Here is a 19273-nt window from a genome sequence, read left to right on the forward strand (position 1 = left end):
AGGATTGTATAGCAGCGTCATGAGGGCCTGTTATCAGTTATTTCGGCAGGGGAAACAACGGGGCTTGTAGCAGCTGTCGAGCCCCGGCGAGGCTGCGAAGCAGTCGTGAACCTGGCGAATGCGATCTGCCGGATATACCGCAATCCCTGATTTTACGACTGCTTCGCAGCCGAACGCAGCCTCGCCGGGGCTCGACAGCTGCTACAGGCCGATGCGGCTTTCGTTGCTAGCGGTGACTAAAGCTGTGCAGTGCCTTTTCGATGCACTGCGCGGTTTTGCCGAAGGCTTGTACGGTGATTTCAGAGAACGGTCCGCCGCCCTGATCCGCCACCACAATCATGATCACCCGGCCGTTATTGACCAGTGAGCGTAGCAGCAGGTGTTCGCCGCCGAACTGCGAGCGCAGGCTGGCCGGCAGCATGGCCGAGAATTGTGCGTTGTTGGTCGGCGTCAGGCGCACCTGGGCTTGTTGCGAGAGCAGGCGTTGCAGCACGGTGCTTTGGCTGACGACAAAATTCAGGCCGGCCGCTTCCTTTGGCAGCCCGGCCGTCTGGTGCACTCGCAGATGGGCGTGGGTGCGGTCGGCCATCAGGATCATCACCCGACGCATGCCGCACGCGACCAAAGCGTCCCGGGCAGACGTGGTCAAGTGCATGGCATTGGTGAAGCGGCTGGGCTCGACCAGCAGCTCGGCGCATTGTCTGCGCCATTTCGCCAGGTCTTCGGCGGTCGGCGCCGGGGCCGGCAGCAAGCCTGCGTGCACGCGGTTCATGCCCCACGGCCAGATCAGCGAAACGGCGGGGTGCCAAAGGTCTGGCATGGCGTGATGGCGGGCGCTGTTGGCGGCCTGTTGGTGCAACTGCTGCTGCACTTCGTCCATCGGCATTTGCAGGTAAAGGCTGGTCAGGAACTGCCAGCGCTCACTGTGTGGACTGTTCCAGGACTGCTGCGCCGACAGCGCCAGACCGTTGGCCAGCAGCACCGTATTGGCCGGCTGATTGAGCCAGCGACGCAGCGTCGGGTCGTCATCGAGGCGGTTCTGCTGGCGCAATGGATGATCGCTGTCGCGCGCGATGCGCAGCACTTTCACCAGCTCACGCTGCTCGTTGAGCAGCAGCCGATAACCCTGCTGCACCCAGATCGGCAGGCGCCAGATGTCCACGAGCGCCAGGCAGATTTCCAGCAGACGCGTGCCGAACAATTGCTTTTCAACGTTGTGTGCCGACTCGCCTTTGTGCATGACCCGCAGTTCCCACTCTTCGAGCAACTGCGGATGAGTCAATGCCATCGGCCACAGCGGCGAGAGAAACAGCAGGCTGCCCCAGTGGATGTCCTGCCACAGTCGCGCCAGGCGACTGGCGAAAAAACCGTTGGCCTGTTGGGTCGCGTGCTGGCTGATCAGCTGCAGCTGACGCAGGGCAATCGGGATCTCCGATTGCGGCAGGGCAGGCAACCGGGCGAGCAGTTCTTCGGTGCGTTTCAAACCGAGGCGATTGATCGCCACCTCAAGGTTTTCCGCAGGTTCGGTCATGCTGCCATGGGTGTGGCGATTGGCTTCGCGAATCACGCTCAAGGCCAGCGCCGGGCTGTCCTGTATCAGTTCGGCGATATCGCGCAGAGAGCTGCGACTGTTGGCGATGGCCTTGCAGACACGGTCATGACTGGCTTGCGGAACCGGCAGGCGCACGCCATCGAGAAGCTTGACCCAGCCTTCGAGAGTGGTCGGTTTTGGAATTGGAACGTTCGTTTCGTTAGCCATGTCTGGACGCGATCACCGTCTGCATTACCTATGCCCGGAGCGGGCCAAATTGGCTTTTCGCCTGAACTGGCTATAGTCTGGCGCAGTTTTGCCGATAAGTAGAAGAAGAGATTTTTTAACTTCCGAATATGACCTTGAACCCGACTCAGTAAGTGCTCTCCTACCTATGGCTAAAATAATCGGCATCATCGTCGTATTCGCGAGCGTGCTCGGCGGATACGTGCTCTCCCACGGCAAAATTGCCGCCCTGATTCAGCCCTTCGAGGTGTTGATTATTGGTGGTGCGGCCCTCGGCGCATTCCTCCAGGCCAACCCCAGTTACATGACCATGCACGTGCTCAAGAAATCCCTGGGCATGTTCACTTCGCGTTTCAGCCACACGTTCTATCTGGAAGTGCTGGGCCTGATCTACGAGATCCTCAACAAGAGCCGCCGCGAAGGCATGATGGCCATCGAAGGCGACATCGAAGACGCTGCTGCGAGCCCGATCTTCGCCAAGTATCCGGCCGTGCTCAAAGACGAACGCATGACCGCATTCATCTGCGATTACCTGCGCATCATGTCCTCCGGCAACATGGCGCCCCATGAGCTTGAAGGCCTGTTCGACATGGAGCTTTACAGCCTCAAGGAAGACCTCGAGCATCCGTCCCACGCGGTGAACGGTATTGCCGACGCCATGCCCGGTTTCGGTATCGTCGCGGCGGTACTCGGTATCGTGGTGACCATGGCTTCGCTGGGTGAGGGCGATCAGAAATCCATCGGCCTGCACGTCGGTGCGGCCCTCGTCGGTACCTTCTTCGGTATTCTCGCGGCGTACGGTTTCTTCGGTCCGCTGGCCCACTCCCTGGCCCACGATGCCAAGGAAGAACTCAACGTCTACGAAGCCATCAAGGCCTCGCTGGTCGCTTCGGCTTCCGGTATGCCGCCATCGCTGGCGGTGGAGTTCGGTCGTAAAGTTCTGTACCCGGCGCACCGTCCTAGCTTCGCTGAGCTGGAACAAGCGGTTCGCGGACGTTAAGGCATGGAAAATAACCAGCCGATAATCATCAAGCGCGTCAAGCGCATCGCCGGCGGGCATCACGGGGGCGCCTGGAAAATCGCCTTCGCCGACTTCGCGACGGCGATGATGGCGTTCTTCCTGGTGCTGTGGCTGCTGTCCACCGCAACGCCTGAACAGAAGATCGCCATCGCCGGTTACTTCAAGGACCCGGTCGGCTTTTCCGAAAGCGGCACGCCGTACATCATCGACCTGGGCGGCACACCGACCCTGGCGCCGGAGAGCACCCTCAACCCCGAGGTGAAATCCCAGCCGCAACCGGACAAAGTCACCATCGACGCCGAGCAGGTTGAGGGCATGGCCGAACAGGTCGAGAAGGAACGTCTCGAGCTGTTGCTGCAAGAACTGCAGAACAAAGTCGAAGAAAACCCGCAACTGAAGAAATTCAAAGACCAGATCCTGTTCGAAATTACATCGGATGGTTTGCGCATCCAGATCGTGGACGCCGAAAACCGGCCGATGTTCGACTCAGGCTCGGCGCGTTTGAAGCCGTACTTCGAAGACATCCTCCTGGCCATGGCCGACACCATCAAAGCGGTGCCGAACAAGATCAGCATCAGCGGCCACACCGATGCCAAGCCGTATTCGGGCACGGGTGATTTCGGTAACTGGGAACTCTCGGCCAACCGCGCCAACGCAGCACGTCGTGCGCTGGTCGCAGGTAGTTATCCGGACACTCAGGTGGCGCGGGTCGTCGGTTATGCCTCGTCAGCCCTGTTCGATCGCAAGAACCCGTTCAACCCGGTCAACCGCCGTATCGACATCGTGGTGCTGACCAAGAAAGCCCAGCGTGCCATTGAAGGCTCGCAAGGTGCGGAACCGGCTCCAGAGCCAGCGCCGACACAAGGGCAGGGCGGCCCGGGCGAAGTGCCCGCCACGCCAGCCGATCCGAATGCGCTGCCGGCGGATAAAGAGCCGTTGCCGGCGCATGAGCTTCGGCAGCGGTTGAATCTGTTCGAGGATCCGGCACCGAAGCCGGGTGAGCCGCCGAAGCAGTGACCCATGAAAAAGCCGACAGTGATGTCGGCTTTTTTTTGCGGCTTTCACTGGTTTGGAAGCCACTTCATTTTCAGTGTGTGCACGGTCCCACAGGTTTTGTGCCGGTCTAGTAGCTGGTTTCCGGCAAACTCGCGATGATCGAGCGATAGCTGTTCATCCGTTGCTGCTGCACGCGGCCTTCTTCCAGGGCCTTGAGCAATGCGCAACCCGGCTCGCGGTCGTGCTTGCAGTCGCGGAAGCGGCAGGTGCCGATCAGGTCGTTGAACTCGATGAAGCCAGCTTCGACGTCGGCACGGCTGACGTGGCCCAGGCCGAATTCGCGGATACCCGGGGAGTCGATCAACTCACCGCCGCCGGGGAAGTGGAACAACCGCGCGGTGGTGGTGGTGTGAGTGCCCTGGCCGGACAGCTCGGACAGCGGGCCGACACGGGCTTCGACTTCCGGCAGCAGAGTGTTGACCAGCGAGGATTTGCCGACGCCGGATTGGCCGACGAATACGCTGATGTGCCCGTCCAGTTGTGCCTGCAATTGCTCCATGCCATTGCCGTGGTGGGCCGAGACTTCCAGCACCGGGTAACCCAGCGTGCGGTAAACCGCCAGCAAGGCATTCAACGCCGGGGCGTTCTGCTCGTCGATCAGGTCGAACTTGTTGAGCAGCAGCAGCGGACGAATCCCGGCGTGCTCAGCGGCGACCAGATAACGGTCGATCAGGTTGGCATGGGGCTCGGGCAGCGGCGCGAAGACGATGACGATCATGTCGACGTTGGCGGCGACAGGCTTGAGCTGGCCACGGCTGTCCGGACGGCAGAGTTCGGTTTTACGCGGCAGTTGCGCCACGATCACGCCGATACCCTGGTTGCCGGCACGCCAGACCACCTGATCGCCGGTCACCAGCGCAGGCAGGTTGGCGCGCAAATGGCAGCGGAACACCTGGCCGGCCAGATCGCCATCGAGGGCTTCGACTTCGACCTGCACACCGAAGTGCGCGATCACCAGGCCGGTTTGTTCCGGACCCAGGTCGCCACCTTCAAGTGCCTCGACAGCCGAGGACTCGCGTTTGGCGGCGCGGGCAGCGCGTTCGCCCTGAATCTTTTCGATGCGCCAGTTTTGACGACGATTGAGTTGGCGTTTGGCCATGGGTGTTCCGTATCAAGAATGCAGCGATTAGGTAAAACGGCCGCGAGTTTAGCACGCCCGGCCGCCGCCCTAGGCTAAACTGCGCAGCATTGCCTAGGAGCCGACACATGCAAAACCCGCAGAATCTGATCTGGATCGACCTGGAAATGACCGGTCTGAACCCTGATACCGACGTCATCATCGAAATGGCCACCATCGTCACCGACAGTGACCTGAACACCTTGGCCGAAGGTCCGGTGATCGCCATCCACCACAGCGACGAAATTCTCGCTGGCATGGATGAGTGGAACACCCGTCAACACGGCGGCTCCGGGCTGACCCAGCGGGTTCGCGACAGCCGTATCAGCATGGCCGAAGCCGAAGCCGAAACCATCGCCTTCCTGGAAAAATGGGTGCCGAAGGGTAAATCGCCGATCTGTGGCAACAGCATCTGCCAGGACCGTCGCTTCCTTTATACGCACATGAAATCCCTGGAAAGCTTCTTCCACTACCGCAACCTCGACGTATCGACTCTTAAAGAGTTGGCCGCACGCTGGGCGCCGGACGTGCGCGACAGCTTCAAAAAGGGCAGCACTCACCTGGCCCTGGACGACATTCGCGAATCGATCGCCGAGCTGCAGCACTATCGCAAGCATTTCATCAAGTTCTGATGCAGAGCGGTGAGGGCTTTTGTGGCGAGGGGGCTTGTCGAAACGTCGCACCGCCCCGTTCGGCTGCGAAGCAGTCGTAAATCGGCTGGCGCGTACTGCCTGACAAAACACGGTGCCAGGTTTTGGGGCCGCTACGCGACCCAACGGGGGCAAGCCCCCTCGCCACAGGTATGCGTGAATGCTTCGACGCTCTCTTTTGGTACCTCAGCGAAGTGAGTAGACTGCGCGCCTTCCTGCAAGGACCGCCACCATGTTGCTGATGCTTTACCTGATTGCCATCACCGCCGAAGCCATGACCGGTGCCCTGTCTGCCGGTCGTCGCGGGATGGACTGGTTTGGCGTGGTGCTGATCGCCTGTGTCACGGCATTGGGCGGCGGTTCGGTGCGTGACGTGCTGCTCGGTCACTACCCGCTGACGTGGGTCAAACACCCGGAATACCTGGTGCTGACCTCGGTGGCGGCGATGTTCACGGTCTTCGCCGCACGCTGGATGCGCCACCTGCGCTCGCTGTTTCTGGTGCTCGACGCCGTGGGCCTGGTGGCGTTCACCCTGATCGGCTGCATGACCGCGCTGGAAATGGGCCACGGCATGCTGGTGGCCTCGGTCAGCGGCGTAATCACCGGGGTTTTCGGCGGCATCCTGCGCGACATCTTCTGCAACGACATCCCGCTGATCTTCCGCCGCGAACTCTACGCCAGCGTCTCGTTCGCCGCGGCGTGGTGCTACATGCTGTGCATTTACCTGCAATTGCCGGGGGAACAGGCGATTTTGATCACCTTGTTTGGCGGCTTCCTGCTGCGGTTACTGGCGATCCGTTTTCACTGGGAAATGCCTAAATTCGTCTACAACGACGAAGCCTGACATCGCGAAGTCCTTGTAGCAGCTGCCGAAGGCTGCGTTCGAGGCCGCAGGACTCGCTTTGCAGGATGACGACTGCTTTGCAGTCGGACGCAGCCTTCGGCAGCTGCTACAGGAGTCCGTGTTGTTTCAGGGCCCATTCCACATGTTCGCGGACCAGTTCTGAAGGGTATTCACGGCGCGCCTTAAGCGCTTCAACTACCGGAATGCTCGACGGGGCATTGCCCAGGCCAACCGCCAGGTTTCGCAACCAACGCTCATAACCCGCCCGGCGTAACGGCGAACCTTCAGTGCTGCTGAGAAACTTCTCCTCATCCCACATGAACAGCTCTGCCAACTCCGCGTTGTCCAGATTGTGCCGTGGCTTGAAGTCGCTTTCGCCGGACGGACGGGCGAAGCGGTTCCACGGGCAGACGATCTGGCAGTCATCACAGCCAAATACCCGATTGCCGATCAGTGGCCGCAGATCTTCCGGGATCGCGCTTTTCAGTTCGATAGTCAGGTAGGAAATACAGCGTCGGGCATCCAGCACGTACGGGCCGACGAAGGCGTTGGTCGGGCAGATGTCGAGGCACGCGGTGCAACGGCCGCAGTGTTCGGTGCTGTGTGGCGGGTCAACCGGCAGCGGCAGGTCGACAAACAGTTCGCTCAGAAAGAAGTAACTGCCGGCCTTTCGATTCAAGACCAGGGTGTTTTTGCCGATCCATCCAAGACCAGCCTGTTCCGCGATGGCTTTTTCCAGCACCGGCGCGCTGTCGACGAAGGCGCGGAAACCAAACGGGCCGATTTCGGCCTGAATTTTATCGGCCAGTTGTTGCACGCGTTTACGGATCAATTTGTGGTAATCGCGGCCCAAGGCATAACGCGAGACGTAGGCTTTTTCCGGTTGTGCCAGACGTTTGGCCATTTCGGTATCGCCCGGCAGGTAGTCCATGCGCAGGGAAACCACCCGAAGCGTGCCGGGCACCAGCTCTTCCGGGTGTGAGCGTTTGCTGCCGTGGGCGCCCATGTAGTCCATTTCGCCGTGGTAGCCGGCCGCGAGCCAGCGCTCCAGGTGCTGCTCATGCTCGGCCAGGTCGAGGCCGCTGATGCCGACTTGCTGAAAGCCCAGCTCGCGGCCCCAGTCCTTGATGGATTGGGCGAGGGCGGGCAGGTCTGTGGTAATTGCGGGCATGAGGCGAGAGAAACCGGAGCTGAGGTGCGTATAATTCTGCCAGACATCGGAGCCCGAAGACGCATGCCGCACACTAAAGATGATTTACCCGACGCGCTGTATAGCGCCGCGCAAGTGCGAGCCCTCGATGCGAGCCTGATCGCGGCCGGCACACCGGGCTTCGAATTGATGCAGCGCGCGGCGCGGGCGACCTGGCGTGCGCTGGTCCGCCATTGGCCGTCGGCGAATGAATTGAGTGTCGTGGCCGGTCATGGCAATAACGCTGGCGACGGTTATCTGGTGGCCGTGCTGGCCCGACGTGCTGGCTGGCATGTGCGGGTGTTCGCGGTCGGTGATCCCAAGCGTTTACAAGGTGATGCGGCATTGGCCCATGCCGAGGCTGTGTCTGAAGGTGTCGCGGTTCAAGCCTGGAGCGCGCAGTCCGAATTGCGCGGTGTCGTGCTGGATGCCTTGCTCGGCACCGGTCTGACGGGGGAGGTGCGAGAGCCCTACGCTGGCGCCATCGCGGCGATCAACGGCAGCGGGTTGCCAGTTGCGGCGGTGGATATCCCTTCGGGGTTGTGCGCTGATACCGGCCGAATACTCGGCGCGGCGGTGCGGGCGGACCTGACGGTGACGTTCATCGGCCTGAAACTGGGTCTGTTCACCGGCGATGCTGCGGACGTGGTCGGCGAGTTGGTATTCAACGATCTGCAGGCCTCCCCCGAGTCGTTCAACGGAGTCGCCATCAGTGCACGTCGCCTGACGGCCAGTTCCTTGCCGCGTCTGACGGGCCGTGCTCCAACCTCCCATAAAGGCAAATTCGGCCACGTCCTGCTGATCGGCGGCGATCGCGGCTTTGGTGGCGCCATCCTGCTGAGCGCGCAAAGTGCCCTGCGCAGCGGTGCGGGCATGGTGTCCGTGGCGACGCGCAGTGAACATGTTCCGGCCGCGCTGGCGAGAATTCCTGAAGCCATGGTGTTGGGCACTTCGTCGGCCAATCAGCTGATGGAACTGCTGCAAAAGGTTTCCGTGCTGGTGGTCGGCCCAGGCTTGGGTCAGGCTTCCTGGGGGCGCAGCCTTTTGTCGGCGGCTGCCAATGCGCCGCTGCCGCAAGTCTGGGACGCCGATGCATTGAATCTGCTGGCCACAGAGCACGTGAGCTTGCCCAGGGATTGTGTGATCACCCCACATCCGGGCGAGGCGGCGCGCTTGTTGGGGATGAGTACTGCCCAAGTGCAGGCCGATCGTCCTGCGGCGGCTCACGCATTGAGCAAAAAATATACAGCTGTCGTGGTGCTCAAAGGCGCCGGCAGCTTGATCGCCAGCCCCGATGGACGATTGGCGTTGTGTCATCAGGGCCATCCGGCCATGGCCACCGCCGGTTTGGGTGATGTGCTGGCCGGTCTGGTTGGCGCGTTGCTGGCGCAAGGCATGGCAGCGTTCGACGCCGCCTGCCTGGCCGTCTGGCTGCACGCCAATGCTGGCGCGCAAGAAGGTAAATCGGGCCGTGGGCTGGCGGCCAGTGATCTGATTCCAGCCATTCGTCAGTTGTTGGAGGAGCAAACACCGTGTCTGAAGTAACCCTGTACCTGGCTGATGAAGAGGCGATGACTGCGTTTGGCGCACGCATCGCACAAACCACTGAAGGGCACGGTCTGATTTTTCTCGAGGGTGATCTGGGCGCGGGGAAAACCACGCTGTCCCGGGGCATCATCAGGGGGCTGGGGCATCAAGGGTCGGTAAAAAGCCCTACGTTTACTTTGGTCGAACCCTACGAGATTGGTGACATCCGTGCCTTCCATTTCGACCTCTATCGCTTGGTCGACCCTGAGGAGTTGGAGTACCTCGGCATCCGCGACTATTTCGAAGACGACGCGTTGTGCTTGATCGAGTGGCCCGAAAAGGGTGCAGGCTTTTTGCCAAAGCCCGACCTGACCATTACCATTAGCCCGCAAGATGGCGGGCGTTCGCTGAAAATTTTGTCCCAGGGCTCGCGTGGCGAGTCGTGGTGTGCCGCTTTGGCATTGGAAACCAATTAAATGATGGGGTTAGGTATGCGCTTTCGCGCGATGGTAGCTGCCGTAGGATTGTTGTTTTTGGCGGTGACCGTCGATGCTGTGGCCGAGACGAAGGTCAACAGCGTTCGCCTGTGGCGGGCTCCGGACAACACGCGACTGGTGTTCGACCTGACCGGGCCTGTCCAGCACAGCGTCTTTACCCTGACCGCCCCGGATCGGCTGGTCATCGACATCAATGGCGCGACTCTGGGGGCGCCGCTGAACGTCAACAGCTCGAACACTCCGATCACCGCCATGCGCTCGGCTCAACGTACGCCAACCGATCTGCGGGTGGTCATCGACCTGAAAAAAGCCGTGACGCCGAAAAGTTTTACCCTGGCGCCAAACGCCCAGTACGGCAATCGCCTGGTGGTCGACTTGTTCGACAACGCTGCCGATGCCGCGCCAATTCCGGCGCCGACCAACGTCGCGACGGTAGCCCCGGTGCCGGTCACTCCGGTGGAGCCTCCGGTCAAGCTGCCGCCAGCCCCGGCCGGCAAGCGCGACATTATTGTCGTCATCGATGCCGGTCACGGCGGCGAAGACCCGGGTGCCTCCGGCTCTCGCGGTCAGCGTGAAAAAGACGTGGTACTGGCCATCGCCCGTGAACTGCAGCGTCAGGTCAACGGCATGAAAGGCTTCCGCGCCGAACTGACCCGCACCGGCGACTATTTCATCCCGTTGCGCGGCCGTACCGAAATCGCCCGCAAGAAGGGCGCCGACCTGTTCGTTTCGATCCACGCCGACGCCGCGCCTTCGGCCGCAGCCTTCGGTGCCTCGGTGTTCGCCCTGTCTGATCGCGGCGCTACCTCGGAAACCGCCCGTTGGCTGGCCGACAGCGAAAACCGTTCCGACTTGATCGGTGGTGCCGGCAACGTCAGCCTCGACGACAAGGACCGCATGCTGGCGGGCGTGCTGCTTGACCTGTCGATGACGGCTTCCCTGACTTCTAGCCTGAACGTCGGCCAGAAAGTCCTGAGCAACATCGGCCGCGTCACGCCGTTGCACAAACAGCGCGTGGAGCAGGCCGGGTTCATGGTGCTGAAGTCGCCGGACATTCCATCGATCCTGGTGGAAACCGGGTTCATCTCCAACGCCAACGAAGCGTCCAAGCTTGCCGCAGCGAACCACCAGCAAGCGCTGGCGCGTTCGATCAGCAGCGGCGTGCGCCAGTTCTTCCAGCAGAACCCGCCGCCAGGCACCTACATTGCCTGGCTGCGCGACTCCGGCGGGATCGCCCAAGGCCCGCGTGACCATCGGGTGAACCCCGGCGAGACGCTGGCGATGATTGCCGTGCGATATCAGGTTTCTCCGGCCACGCTGCGCAGCGCCAACAAGCTGTCGAGTGATGAGCTCAAGGTCGGTCAGCACTTGACCATCCCTGGCACTGAGCTGGCGGCCAAAGAATGAACCAGGTGCTGACCAATACGGCTCGTATCGAGCTGCTCAGCCCGCGACTGGCGAACCAGATTGCCGCCGGTGAGGTGGTTGAGCGCCCGGCTTCGGTGATCAAGGAACTGCTGGAAAACAGCCTCGACTCCGGCGCCAGGCGTATCGATGTCGATGTGGAGCAGGGCGGCGTCAAGTTGCTGCGGGTGCGCGACGATGGCAGCGGCATTTCTGCCGATGACCTGCCGCTGGCCCTGGCGCGACACGCCACCAGCAAGATCCGCAATCTGGAAGACCTCGAGCAGGTCATGAGCCTTGGCTTTCGCGGTGAGGCACTCGCGTCGATCAGCTCCGTGGCGCGCCTGACCCTGACATCCCGCACCAAAGACGCTGATCAGGCCTGGCAGGTCGAAACCGAAGGCCGGGACATGGCGCCTCGCGTGCAGCCGGCGGCCCATCCGGTGGGCACCTCGGTGGAAGTGCGTGATTTGTTTTTCAACACTCCGGCACGCCGCAAGTTTCTCAAAACCGAAAAAACCGAATTCGATCACCTGCAAGAAGTGATCAAGCGTCTGGCGCTGGCACGTTTCGACGTGGCGTTCCATCTGCGCCACAACGGCAAGACCATCCTCAGTCTGCATGAAGCCCATGACGACGCGGCCCGTGCCCGGCGTGTGGCGGCGATTTGCGGTTCGGGTTTCCTCGAGCAGGCGCTGCCGATCGAGATCGAACGCAATGGCCTGCATTTGTGGGGCTGGGTCGGTTTGCCGACGTTCAACCGCAGCCAGGCGGACTTGCAGTACTTCTTCGTAAATGGCCGCGCCGTACGCGACAAACTGGTGGCCCACGCGGTGCGCCAGGCTTACCGCGATGTGCTGTTCAACGGTCGGCACCCGACCTTCGTGTTGTTTTTCGAAGTCGATCCGGCAGGCGTTGACGTCAACGTGCACCCGACCAAGCACGAAGTGCGCTTCCGTGACGGACGCATGGTTCACGATTTCCTCTACGGCACCCTGCACCGCGCCTTGGGCGATGTGCGGCCGGAAGACCATTTGGCCGCGCCTGTCGCGACGGCCATCGTTCGGCCGACCGGCATTGATGCTGGCGAATTCGGTCCACAGGGCGAAATGCGTCTGGCGGCCAATGCCTTGCTGGAACAGCCTCAAGCCCAGCCGTCGTTCAATACGCCGGCCGGCTCGGGCGCGGGTGCCGGTTATCAATATCAGTACTCGCCACGGCCTCAATCCGGTGTGCCGGTTGCTGAGGCCCAGGCAGCGTATCGTGAGTTTTTTGCACCATTGCCAGAAGCCAACGCGGTAGCGCTGCCAGCCGGGCAGGACGACATTCCGCCGCTGGGTTATGCGCTGGCGCAGCTCAAAGGCATCTACATTCTTTCGGAAAACGCCCAGGGCCTGGTGCTGGTGGACATGCACGCGGCTCATGAGCGGATCATGTACGAGCGCCTGAAAATCGCCATGGCCAGCGAAGGCCTGAGCGGTCAGCCGCTGCTGGTGCCGGAGTCGCTGGCGGTCAGTCAGCGTGAAGCCGATTGCGCCGAAGAACACGTCGCGTGGTTCCAGCGCCTGGGCTTTGAATTGCAGCGTCTGGGCCCGGAATCCCTGGCGATCCGGCAGATTCCGGCCTTGCTCAAGCAAGCTGAAGCCAATCGATTGGTCAGTGACGTTCTGGCGGACTTGATGGAATACGGCACCAGCGACCGGATTCAGGCGCACCTGAACGAACTGCTCGGCACCATGGCCTGCCACGGCGCGATTCGGGCGAATCGGCGTCTGGCGATCCCCGAAATGAACGGTCTGCTGCGCGATATGGAAAACACCGAACGCAGCGGTCAATGCAACCATGGCCGACCGACCTGGACCCAACTGGGTCTGGACGATCTGGACAAACTGTTCTTGCGCGGTCGTTGATGAACCAGCTCCCTCCTGCGATTTTCCTGATGGGCCCGACCGCCGCCGGCAAGACCGACCTGGCTATCGAACTCACCAAAGTCTTGCCGTGTGAGCTGATCAGCGTCGATTCGGCGCTGGTCTACCGTGGCATGGACATCGGCACCGCCAAGCCTTCAAAAGAGCTTCTGGCTGAATTTCCACACCGTTTGATCGATATTCTTGATCCGGCAGAGAGCTATTCGGCCGCCGATTTCCGTCGCGATGCCCTCGAAGCCATGGCCGAGATCACCGCGCGGGGCAAAATTCCGCTGCTGGTGGGCGGCACAATGCTCTATTACAAGGCTTTGGTCGAAGGTCTGGCAGACATGCCGGCGGCTGACCCGGCCATTCGCGCACAGATCGAAGAAGAGGCCGCACGCCTTGGCTGGCAAGCCTTGCACGATCAATTGGCAGTCATCGATCCGCAATCTGCGGCGCGTATTCATCCGAACGATCCGCAGCGACTGAGTCGAGCGCTGGAAGTTTATCGCGTCAGTGGTCAGAGCATGACTGCACTCAGGTTGCAACAATCTGCGCAAAGTACTGAAGCAGCCGCCTCTGGACTGCAACAATTGCCCTATACTGTCGCGAACTTGGCCATTGCTCCGGCAAATCGCCAGGTACTGCACGAGCGAATTAAACAAAGATTCACGAATATGTTGGAACAGGGATTCATCGACGAGGTCGTAGCCCTGCGAGATAGAGGTGACCTGCATTCGGGGATGCCGTCTATACGTGCAGTAGGCTACCGACAAGTCTGGGATTACCTGGATGGCAAGCTGACGCAAGCCGAGATGCAGGAGCGTGGAATCATTGCCACGCGCCAATTGGCGAAGCGCCAGTTCACCTGGCTGCGCAGTTGGGCTGATTTACATTGGTTGGACAGCCTCGATTGCGACAATCTGCCGCGCGCCTTGAAATACCTTGGGACCATCTCCATATTGAGCTGAGTCCTTGCAATTGCCGTCTATCCTTGGGGGTGTGACGGCCACAAGTCATCTGATTACCTATTTTTTAATATTGAATCCTTAAAGGAGTGCGGCACATGTCAAAAGGGCATTCGCTACAAGACCCTTACTTGAATACTTTACGTAAAGAGAAAGTGGGGGTTTCCATCTATCTGGTCAACGGGATCAAGCTGCAAGGCACGATCGAGTCTTTCGACCAGTTCGTTATCCTGCTGAAAAACACCGTCAGCCAGATGGTTTACAAACACGCTATCTCTACAGTGGTGCCGGTTCGTCCAATTCGTCTGCCTAGTGCAACCGAATCCGAAGCAGGTGATGCTGAGCCAGGTAACGCCTGATAGGAGTCTCCTTTGTTCTTTGAGCGCCACGGTGGTGGTGAGCGAGTGATCCTCGTTCACTTGGATGGACAGGACCCTGAGGCGCGCGAAGATCCGCAGGAGTTTCAGGAATTGGCTAATTCGGCCGGCGCCGAGACCGTTGCGTTTTTTAACGTGCCGCGTCATCGGCCAACCGCCAAATTCCTGATTGGCAGCGGCAAGGTCGAAGAGTTGCGCGACCTGGTCCATGCCAAAGAGGCCGATCTGGTCATCTTCAATCACATCCTCACGCCCAGTCAGGAACGTAACCTCGAACGTGTTTTCGAGTGTCGCGTGATCGACCGTACCGGTCTGATTCTCGATATTTTCGCCCAGCGCGCCCGTACCCATGAAGGCAAGCTCCAGGTAGAACTGGCCCAGCTTGATCACATGAGCACCCGGCTGGTTCGTGGCTGGACCCACCTTGAGCGTCAGGGTGGCGGTATCGGTATGCGTGGCCCGGGTGAAACCCAGCTGGAAACCGACCGCCGTTTGCTGCGGGTACGCCTGCGACAGATCAAGGGCCGACTGGAAAAAGTACGCAGTCAGCGCGAACAGTCGCGACGCGGCCGTTCGCGTGCGGATATTCCTACCGTGTCCCTTGTGGGCTATACCAACGCCGGCAAATCCACGCTCTTCAATAACGTCACGAAATCCGACGTTTACGCGGCTGACCAGTTGTTTGCCACGCTGGACCCGACCTTGCGCCGTCTGGAACTCGACGACCTGGGGCCGATTGTCCTGGCCGATACGGTGGGTTTCATACGCCACTTGCCCCACAAACTGGTCGAGGCATTTCGGTCTACGCTCGAAGAGTCGAGCAACTCAGACCTGCTGTTGCACGTGATCGATGCGGCCGAACCGGATCGCATGTTGCAGATCGAGCAGGTGATGGTGGTGCTGGGCGAGATTGGTGCCCAGGACTTGCCGATCCTCGAGGTCTATAACAAACTCGATTTGCTTGAAGGCGTTGAGCCACAAATCCAGCGAGACGAAAACGGTAAGCCTCAACGGGTCTGGCTGTCGGCGCGTGATGGCAGTGGTCTGGAATTGCTTGAGCAAGCCATTGCCGAGTTGCTGGGCAGTGAGTTGTTTATCGGTACCTTGCGTTTGCCGCAACGATTCGCTCGACTGCGTGCGCAGTTTTTCGAGCTCGGAGCGGTGCAGAAAGAAGAACACGACGAAGAAGGTGTCAGCTTGCTGGCCGTTCGATTACCGCGCTCGGAGCTCAATCGGCTGGTCAGCCGTGAAGGCGTTGTGCCGACAGAGTTCATCGAACAACACACTTTGCAATAAAAGCCTGAAAAAGCGGTTGTGCCGCGGTGACAGGCATTCTGTAGCATTGGTCGGCGCGCCGTGGGTGCGTCTTTGCTTTATCAGATGGAGAGCGCTATGGCTTGGAATGAGCCGGGTGGCAACTCGAATAATCAGGATCCTTGGGGTGGCAAGCGCCGCAATAACGGCGACCGCAAGGGACCACCGGATCTCGACGAGGCCTTCCGAAAGCTGCAGGAAAGCCTGAACGGGTTGTTCGGTGGTGGTAAGAAACGCGGTGATGACGGTGGCGGTTCGGGCAGGAGTAGCGGCTTCGGCGGTCTGCTCGGCATCGGTCTGGTCGTGTTGGCAGCGGTGTGGCTGTACAGCGCGGTGTATGTCGTCGACGAGCAGGAGCAAGCCGTGGTGCTGCGCTTCGGCAAGTACTACGAGACTGTCGGCCCGGGTCTGAACATCTATTTCCCGCCGCTGGATCGCAAGTACCTGGAAAACGTCACGCGTGAGCGTGCCTATACCAAGCAGGGTCAAATGCTCACTGAAGACGAAAACATCGTCGAAGTGCCGCTGACCGTGCAGTACAAGATCAGCAACCTGCAGGACTTCGTGTTGAGCGTTGACCAGCCGGAAATCAGCCTTCAGCACGCGACCGAAAGTGCCTTGCGCCACGTAGTGGGTTCCACCGCGATGGACCAGGTGCTGACTGAAGGTCGTGAATTGATGGCCAGCGAAATCAAGGAGCGTCTGCAACGCTTCATGGATACCTATCGCACCGGCATCACCGTCACCCAGGTCAACGTACAGAGCGCAGCCGCACCGCGTGAAGTGCAGGAAGCCTTCGATGACGTGATCCGCGCCCGTGAAGACGAGCAGCGTTCGCGCAACCAGGCTGAAACCTATGCCAACGGCGTCGTGCCGGAAGCTCGTGGTCAGGCCCAGCGCATCATCGAAGATGCCAATGGCTACCGTGACGAAACCGTCTCGCGAGCCAAGGGTGAGGCCGATCGCTTCACCAAACTGGTGGCCGAGTACCGCAAGGCACCTGAAGTCACCCGTGAGCGTCTGTACCTGGACACCATGCAGGAAGTCTTCAGCAATACCAGCAAGGTTCTCGTAACCGGGAACAAGAATGGCCAGAGCAATCTGCTGTACTTGCCGCTGGATAAAATGGTCGAAAGTGGTCGCAACACCAGCACTTCGGTGACCGGTGCGGCAGCCAGCAGCAATGAAGCGAATGCGCGTGCGGCAGCCGATCTGCAGCAACAGCCAGCACGTACCAGGGAGAGTCGCTGATGAGCAATAAATCGCTGATCGCCCTTATTGTCGGCGTCGTCGTGGCGATCGCTGCCTGGAACTGCTTCTACATCGTGGCTCAGACCGAGCGTGCGGTGCTGCTGCAGTTCGGTCGCGTGGTCCAGGCTGATGTTCAGCCAGGCCTGCATGTGAAAGTGCCTTACGTCAACCAGGTGCGCAAATTCGACGCACGCCTGATGACGCTCGATGCGCCGACACAACGCTTCCTGACGCTGGAAAAGAAAGCCGTCATGGTCGATGCCTACGCCAAGTGGCGCGTGAAAGATGCCGAGCGCTTCTACACCGCGACTTCCGGCCTCAAGCAGATTGCCGACGAGCGTCTTTCCCGTCGTCTGGAATCGGGCCTGCGTGACCAGTTCGGTAAGCGCACGCTGCATGAAGTGGTGTCCGGTGAGCGCGATGCGCTGATGACCGATATCACGGCTTCGCTGAACAAGATGGCGGAAAAAGAGCTGGGCATCGAAGTTGTCGATGTTCGGGTCAAGGCCATTGATCTGCCGAAAGAAGTGAACCGCAGCGTGTTCGAACGCATGAGTTCCGAGCGTGAGCGTGAAGCTCGCGAGCACCGCGCCAAGGGTAACGAGCTGTCAGAAGGCATTCGTGCCGATGCTGATCGTCAACGCCGCGTGTTGCTGGCTGAAGCCTATCGTGAATCTGAAGAGGTTCGCGGTGATGGTGATGCCCAGGCCGCTGCGATCTACTCCAAGGCCTACGGCCAGGACCAGGAGTTCTACGGTTTCTACCGTAGCCTGCGTGCCTACCGTGAAAGCTTCGCGAACAAATCCGACGTCATGGTCCTGGACCCAAGCAGCGACTTCTTCCGTTACCTGGAAAAAGCCAAGCCTTGATACGGCGCTGACCTGAATCATCCCCCGCCTGGCGGCTAACGCCTCGGGCGGGGTGATCCTTTGGGAAAACGTGTGTATGATGCGGCAGCCGGGAAATTCCCGGCTTTTTTGCGTCTGCACGTTTGATTGCTGTTTTTATGCAGGCGTGCGAGTTGAATGACTCGACAGGTTTTTCGAGGAAAGTGGTTGGTGAAGCCGATTTGGGCTTTTCGCCGCGTTGTTCATGCGCGTGGTTTGCGCATGAACCGATCATTTTCTGCTTCACTCAAGGCTCGCCCAAAGGCTTGCCGCCCGGATCATAGGGGAATGGCGTAATGGCAACGGTAGACCGCTGGCTGCTGCCAGATGGCATCGAAGAAGTACTGCCACCAGAAGCGGCGCGCATTGAAGTCGCGCGTCGTCAGGTGTTGGATCTGTTCCAGAGCTGGGGTTACGAGTTTGTCGTGACTCCCCATATCGAGTACCTGGAATCCCTGCTGACCGGCGCGGGCCAGGACCTCGATCTGCGTACCTTCAAGGTCATCGACCCGCAATCGGGCCGGCAGATGGGTTTCCGTGCCGACATCACGCCGCAAGTGGCGCGCATCGATGCGCACACCTTGCGACGCGAAGGCCCGAGCCGTCTGTGCTATGCCGGTAGCGTGCTGCACGCTCAGCCGCGCGCCTTGTCGTCCTCGCGCAGCCCGATCCAGCTGGGTGCCGAGCTGTACGGCGATGCCAGCCCGAGCAGCGACGTGGAAGTCATCAGCCTGATGTTGGCTATGCTGCAACTGGCCGATGTGCCGGATGTGCACATGGACCTCGGTCATGTGGGTATCTATCGCGGGCTGGCTCGCGCCGCCGGTCTGTCCGGTGAAGTCGAGCAACAGTTGTTCGATGCGTTGCAACGTAAGGCCATCGACGAGGTCATTACCTTGACCGAAGGCCTGCCAGCCGATCTGTCGGGCATGCTGCGGGCGCTGGTCGATCTGTGTGGCGGCCGTGAAGTATTGAGCGCTGCCCGCGAGCGCCTGGCGAATGCGCCGGCGCCAGTATTGGCGGCTCTGGATGATCTGCTGGCGATTGCCGAGCGTCTGTCCACGCGTTTCCCTGAGTTGCCGTTGTATTTCGACCTGGGCGAGTTGCGCGGCTACCACTACCACACCGGTGTGGTGTTCGCGGTATTCGTACCGGGTGTTGGCCAGTCCATTGCTCAGGGCGGTCGTTACGACGACATCGGTGCCGACTTCGGTCGCGCCCGTCCGGCAACCGGCTTCTCTACCGATTTGAAAACCCTGGTGACCCTGGGGCGTGCTGAGATCGAGTTACCGTCTGGCGGTATCTGGATGCCTGACAGTACGGATGCCGCTCTCTGGCAGCAGGTTTGCCAGTTGCGCAGTGAGGGTCAGCGTGTCGTTCAGGCGTTGCCTGGACAACCTTTGGCCGCCGCCCGTGAAGCGGACTGCGACCGGCAATTGATTCAGCAGAACGGGCTTTGGCAAGTATCGCCACTGGCTTCTTGA

General features: G+C 60.4%; 17 protein-coding genes. 14 read left to right on the plus strand and 3 right to left on the minus strand.

Going from position 1 to position 19273, the window contains the following annotated elements; all coding sequences use genetic code 11:
* Window positions 1-226: 226 nt before the first annotated feature.
* Window positions 227-1759, minus strand: a complete 1533-nt coding sequence (locus BLW70_RS07725) for an HDOD domain-containing protein (protein WP_074873178.1) — start codon at window positions 1757-1759, stop codon at window positions 227-229.
* Window positions 1760-1925: 166 nt separating this feature from the next.
* Between BLW70_RS07725 and motA the strand changes: the two genes are divergently transcribed.
* Both motA and motB read left to right on the plus strand, forming a co-directional pair.
* Window positions 1926-2777 (plus strand): flagellar motor stator protein MotA, encoded by an 852-nt coding sequence (gene motA / locus BLW70_RS07730; RefSeq protein WP_074873180.1) that lies wholly within the window; start codon window positions 1926-1928, stop codon window positions 2775-2777.
* Window positions 2778-2780: 3 nt separating this feature from the next.
* Window positions 2781-3815 (plus strand): flagellar motor protein MotB, encoded by a 1035-nt coding sequence (gene motB, locus BLW70_RS07735; protein ID WP_074873183.1) that lies wholly within the window; start codon window positions 2781-2783, stop codon window positions 3813-3815.
* A 106-nt stretch (window positions 3816-3921) separates the two neighbouring features.
* Here motB and rsgA read toward each other — a convergent pair whose 3' ends face one another.
* Window positions 3922-4953, minus strand: coding sequence for a small ribosomal subunit biogenesis GTPase RsgA (gene rsgA / locus BLW70_RS07740; protein ID WP_074873186.1), 1032 nt, complete (start codon window positions 4951-4953; stop codon window positions 3922-3924).
* A gap of 107 nt (window positions 4954-5060) precedes the next feature.
* On the opposite strand from rsgA, the gene orn reads away from it, so the two are divergent.
* Together orn and BLW70_RS07750 are read left to right on the plus strand one after the other, a co-directional pair.
* A complete protein-coding gene (gene orn / locus BLW70_RS07745) occupies window positions 5061-5603 on the plus strand; it encodes an oligoribonuclease (RefSeq protein ID WP_008035288.1) in 543 nt (180 codons plus the stop codon).
* 250 nt (window positions 5604-5853) lie between these two features.
* On the plus strand, window positions 5854-6465 hold the full coding sequence (locus tag BLW70_RS07750; protein ID WP_008153267.1) for a trimeric intracellular cation channel family protein: 612 nt from the start codon (window positions 5854-5856) through the stop codon (window positions 6463-6465).
* A 106-nt stretch (window positions 6466-6571) separates the two neighbouring features.
* On the opposite strand, the gene queG is transcribed toward BLW70_RS07750, so the two are convergent.
* Window positions 6572-7636 carry a tRNA epoxyqueuosine(34) reductase QueG gene (gene queG, locus BLW70_RS07755; RefSeq protein WP_074873189.1) on the minus strand — a complete coding sequence of 355 codons (1065 nt, stop codon included), beginning with the start codon at window positions 7634-7636 and terminating at the stop codon, window positions 6572-6574.
* Window positions 7637-7699: 63 nt separating this feature from the next.
* On the opposite strand from queG, the gene BLW70_RS07760 reads away from it, so the two are divergent.
* The 10 genes from BLW70_RS07760 to BLW70_RS07805 all read left to right on the plus strand — a co-directional run bounded on the left by BLW70_RS07760 (window position 7700) and on the right by BLW70_RS07805 (window position 19273).
* Window positions 7700-9199, plus strand: a complete 1500-nt coding sequence (locus tag BLW70_RS07760; protein WP_074873192.1) for a bifunctional ADP-dependent NAD(P)H-hydrate dehydratase/NAD(P)H-hydrate epimerase — start codon at window positions 7700-7702, stop codon at window positions 9197-9199.
* On the plus strand, window positions 9187-9657 hold the full coding sequence (tsaE, locus tag BLW70_RS07765; RefSeq protein ID WP_074873195.1) for a tRNA (adenosine(37)-N6)-threonylcarbamoyltransferase complex ATPase subunit type 1 TsaE: 471 nt from the start codon (window positions 9187-9189) through the stop codon (window positions 9655-9657). Before BLW70_RS07760 ends, tsaE begins: the two co-directional genes overlap by 13 nt.
* The gene (locus BLW70_RS07770; protein WP_074873198.1) at window positions 9658-11085 is read left to right on the plus strand and encodes an N-acetylmuramoyl-L-alanine amidase; all 1428 of its coding nucleotides are present in this window, start codon (window positions 9658-9660) and stop codon (window positions 11083-11085) included.
* Window positions 11082-12992 carry a DNA mismatch repair endonuclease MutL gene (mutL, locus tag BLW70_RS07775; protein ID WP_074873201.1) on the plus strand — a complete coding sequence of 637 codons (1911 nt, stop codon included), beginning with the start codon at window positions 11082-11084 and terminating at the stop codon, window positions 12990-12992. Before BLW70_RS07770 ends, mutL begins: the two co-directional genes overlap by 4 nt.
* Entirely contained in the window at window positions 12992-13963 is a 972-nt protein-coding gene (gene miaA / locus BLW70_RS07780) for a tRNA (adenosine(37)-N6)-dimethylallyltransferase MiaA (protein ID WP_074873204.1), read from the plus strand. Before mutL ends, miaA begins: the two co-directional genes overlap by 1 nt.
* 95 nt (window positions 13964-14058) lie before the next feature.
* Entirely contained in the window at window positions 14059-14319 is a 261-nt protein-coding gene (gene hfq, locus BLW70_RS07785; protein WP_007902656.1) for an RNA chaperone Hfq, read from the plus strand.
* A gap of 12 nt (window positions 14320-14331) precedes the next feature.
* Window positions 14332-15633 carry a ribosome rescue GTPase HflX gene (gene hflX / locus BLW70_RS07790; protein WP_074873207.1) on the plus strand — a complete coding sequence of 434 codons (1302 nt, stop codon included), beginning with the start codon at window positions 14332-14334 and terminating at the stop codon, window positions 15631-15633.
* Between the two features lie 96 nt (window positions 15634-15729).
* Window positions 15730-16902: an FtsH protease activity modulator HflK gene (gene hflK / locus BLW70_RS07795; RefSeq protein ID WP_074873211.1), complete on the plus strand. Its 1173-nt coding sequence runs from the start codon at window positions 15730-15732 to the stop codon at window positions 16900-16902.
* Window positions 16902-17771 (plus strand): protease modulator HflC, encoded by an 870-nt coding sequence (hflC, locus tag BLW70_RS07800; protein ID WP_056746351.1) that lies wholly within the window; start codon window positions 16902-16904, stop codon window positions 17769-17771. Before hflK ends, hflC begins: the two co-directional genes overlap by 1 nt.
* A gap of 314 nt (window positions 17772-18085) precedes the next feature.
* Window positions 18086-19273 (plus strand): ATP phosphoribosyltransferase regulatory subunit, encoded by a 1188-nt coding sequence (locus BLW70_RS07805; protein WP_007939588.1) that lies wholly within the window; start codon window positions 18086-18088, stop codon window positions 19271-19273.

The sequence above is a fragment of the Pseudomonas frederiksbergensis genome, assembly GCF_900105495.1.
Taxonomy (GTDB): domain Bacteria; phylum Pseudomonadota; class Gammaproteobacteria; order Pseudomonadales; family Pseudomonadaceae; genus Aquipseudomonas; species Aquipseudomonas frederiksbergensis.

What these genes read in the sequence shown, in the direction of transcription:
- rsgA (WP_074873186.1), bottom strand. Translation starts at nt 4,953, where the DNA reads ATGGCCAAACGCCAACTCAATCGTCGTCAAAACTGGCGCATCGAAAAG.
- BLW70_RS07770 (WP_074873198.1), top strand. Translation starts at nt 9,658, where the DNA reads ATGATGGGGTTAGGTATGCGCTTTCGCGCGATGGTAGCTGCCGTAGGA.
- BLW70_RS07750 (WP_008153267.1), top strand. Translation starts at nt 5,854, where the DNA reads ATGTTGCTGATGCTTTACCTGATTGCCATCACCGCCGAAGCCATGACC.
- hflK (WP_074873211.1), top strand. Translation starts at nt 15,730, where the DNA reads ATGGCTTGGAATGAGCCGGGTGGCAACTCGAATAATCAGGATCCTTGG.
- BLW70_RS07725 (WP_074873178.1), bottom strand. Translation starts at nt 1,759, where the DNA reads ATGGCTAACGAAACGAACGTTCCAATTCCAAAACCGACCACTCTCGAA.
- motA (WP_074873180.1), top strand. Translation starts at nt 1,926, where the DNA reads ATGGCTAAAATAATCGGCATCATCGTCGTATTCGCGAGCGTGCTCGGC.
- hflC (WP_056746351.1), top strand. Translation starts at nt 16,902, where the DNA reads ATGAGCAATAAATCGCTGATCGCCCTTATTGTCGGCGTCGTCGTGGCG.
- BLW70_RS07805 (WP_007939588.1), top strand. Translation starts at nt 18,086, where the DNA reads ATGGCAACGGTAGACCGCTGGCTGCTGCCAGATGGCATCGAAGAAGTA.
- queG (WP_074873189.1), bottom strand. Translation starts at nt 7,636, where the DNA reads ATGCCCGCAATTACCACAGACCTGCCCGCCCTCGCCCAATCCATCAAG.
- BLW70_RS07760 (WP_074873192.1), top strand. Translation starts at nt 7,700, where the DNA reads ATGCCGCACACTAAAGATGATTTACCCGACGCGCTGTATAGCGCCGCG.
- orn (WP_008035288.1), top strand. Translation starts at nt 5,061, where the DNA reads ATGCAAAACCCGCAGAATCTGATCTGGATCGACCTGGAAATGACCGGT.
- mutL (WP_074873201.1), top strand. Translation starts at nt 11,082, where the DNA reads ATGAACCAGGTGCTGACCAATACGGCTCGTATCGAGCTGCTCAGCCCG.
- miaA (WP_074873204.1), top strand. Translation starts at nt 12,992, where the DNA reads ATGAACCAGCTCCCTCCTGCGATTTTCCTGATGGGCCCGACCGCCGCC.
- motB (WP_074873183.1), top strand. Translation starts at nt 2,781, where the DNA reads ATGGAAAATAACCAGCCGATAATCATCAAGCGCGTCAAGCGCATCGCC.
- hfq (WP_007902656.1), top strand. Translation starts at nt 14,059, where the DNA reads ATGTCAAAAGGGCATTCGCTACAAGACCCTTACTTGAATACTTTACGT.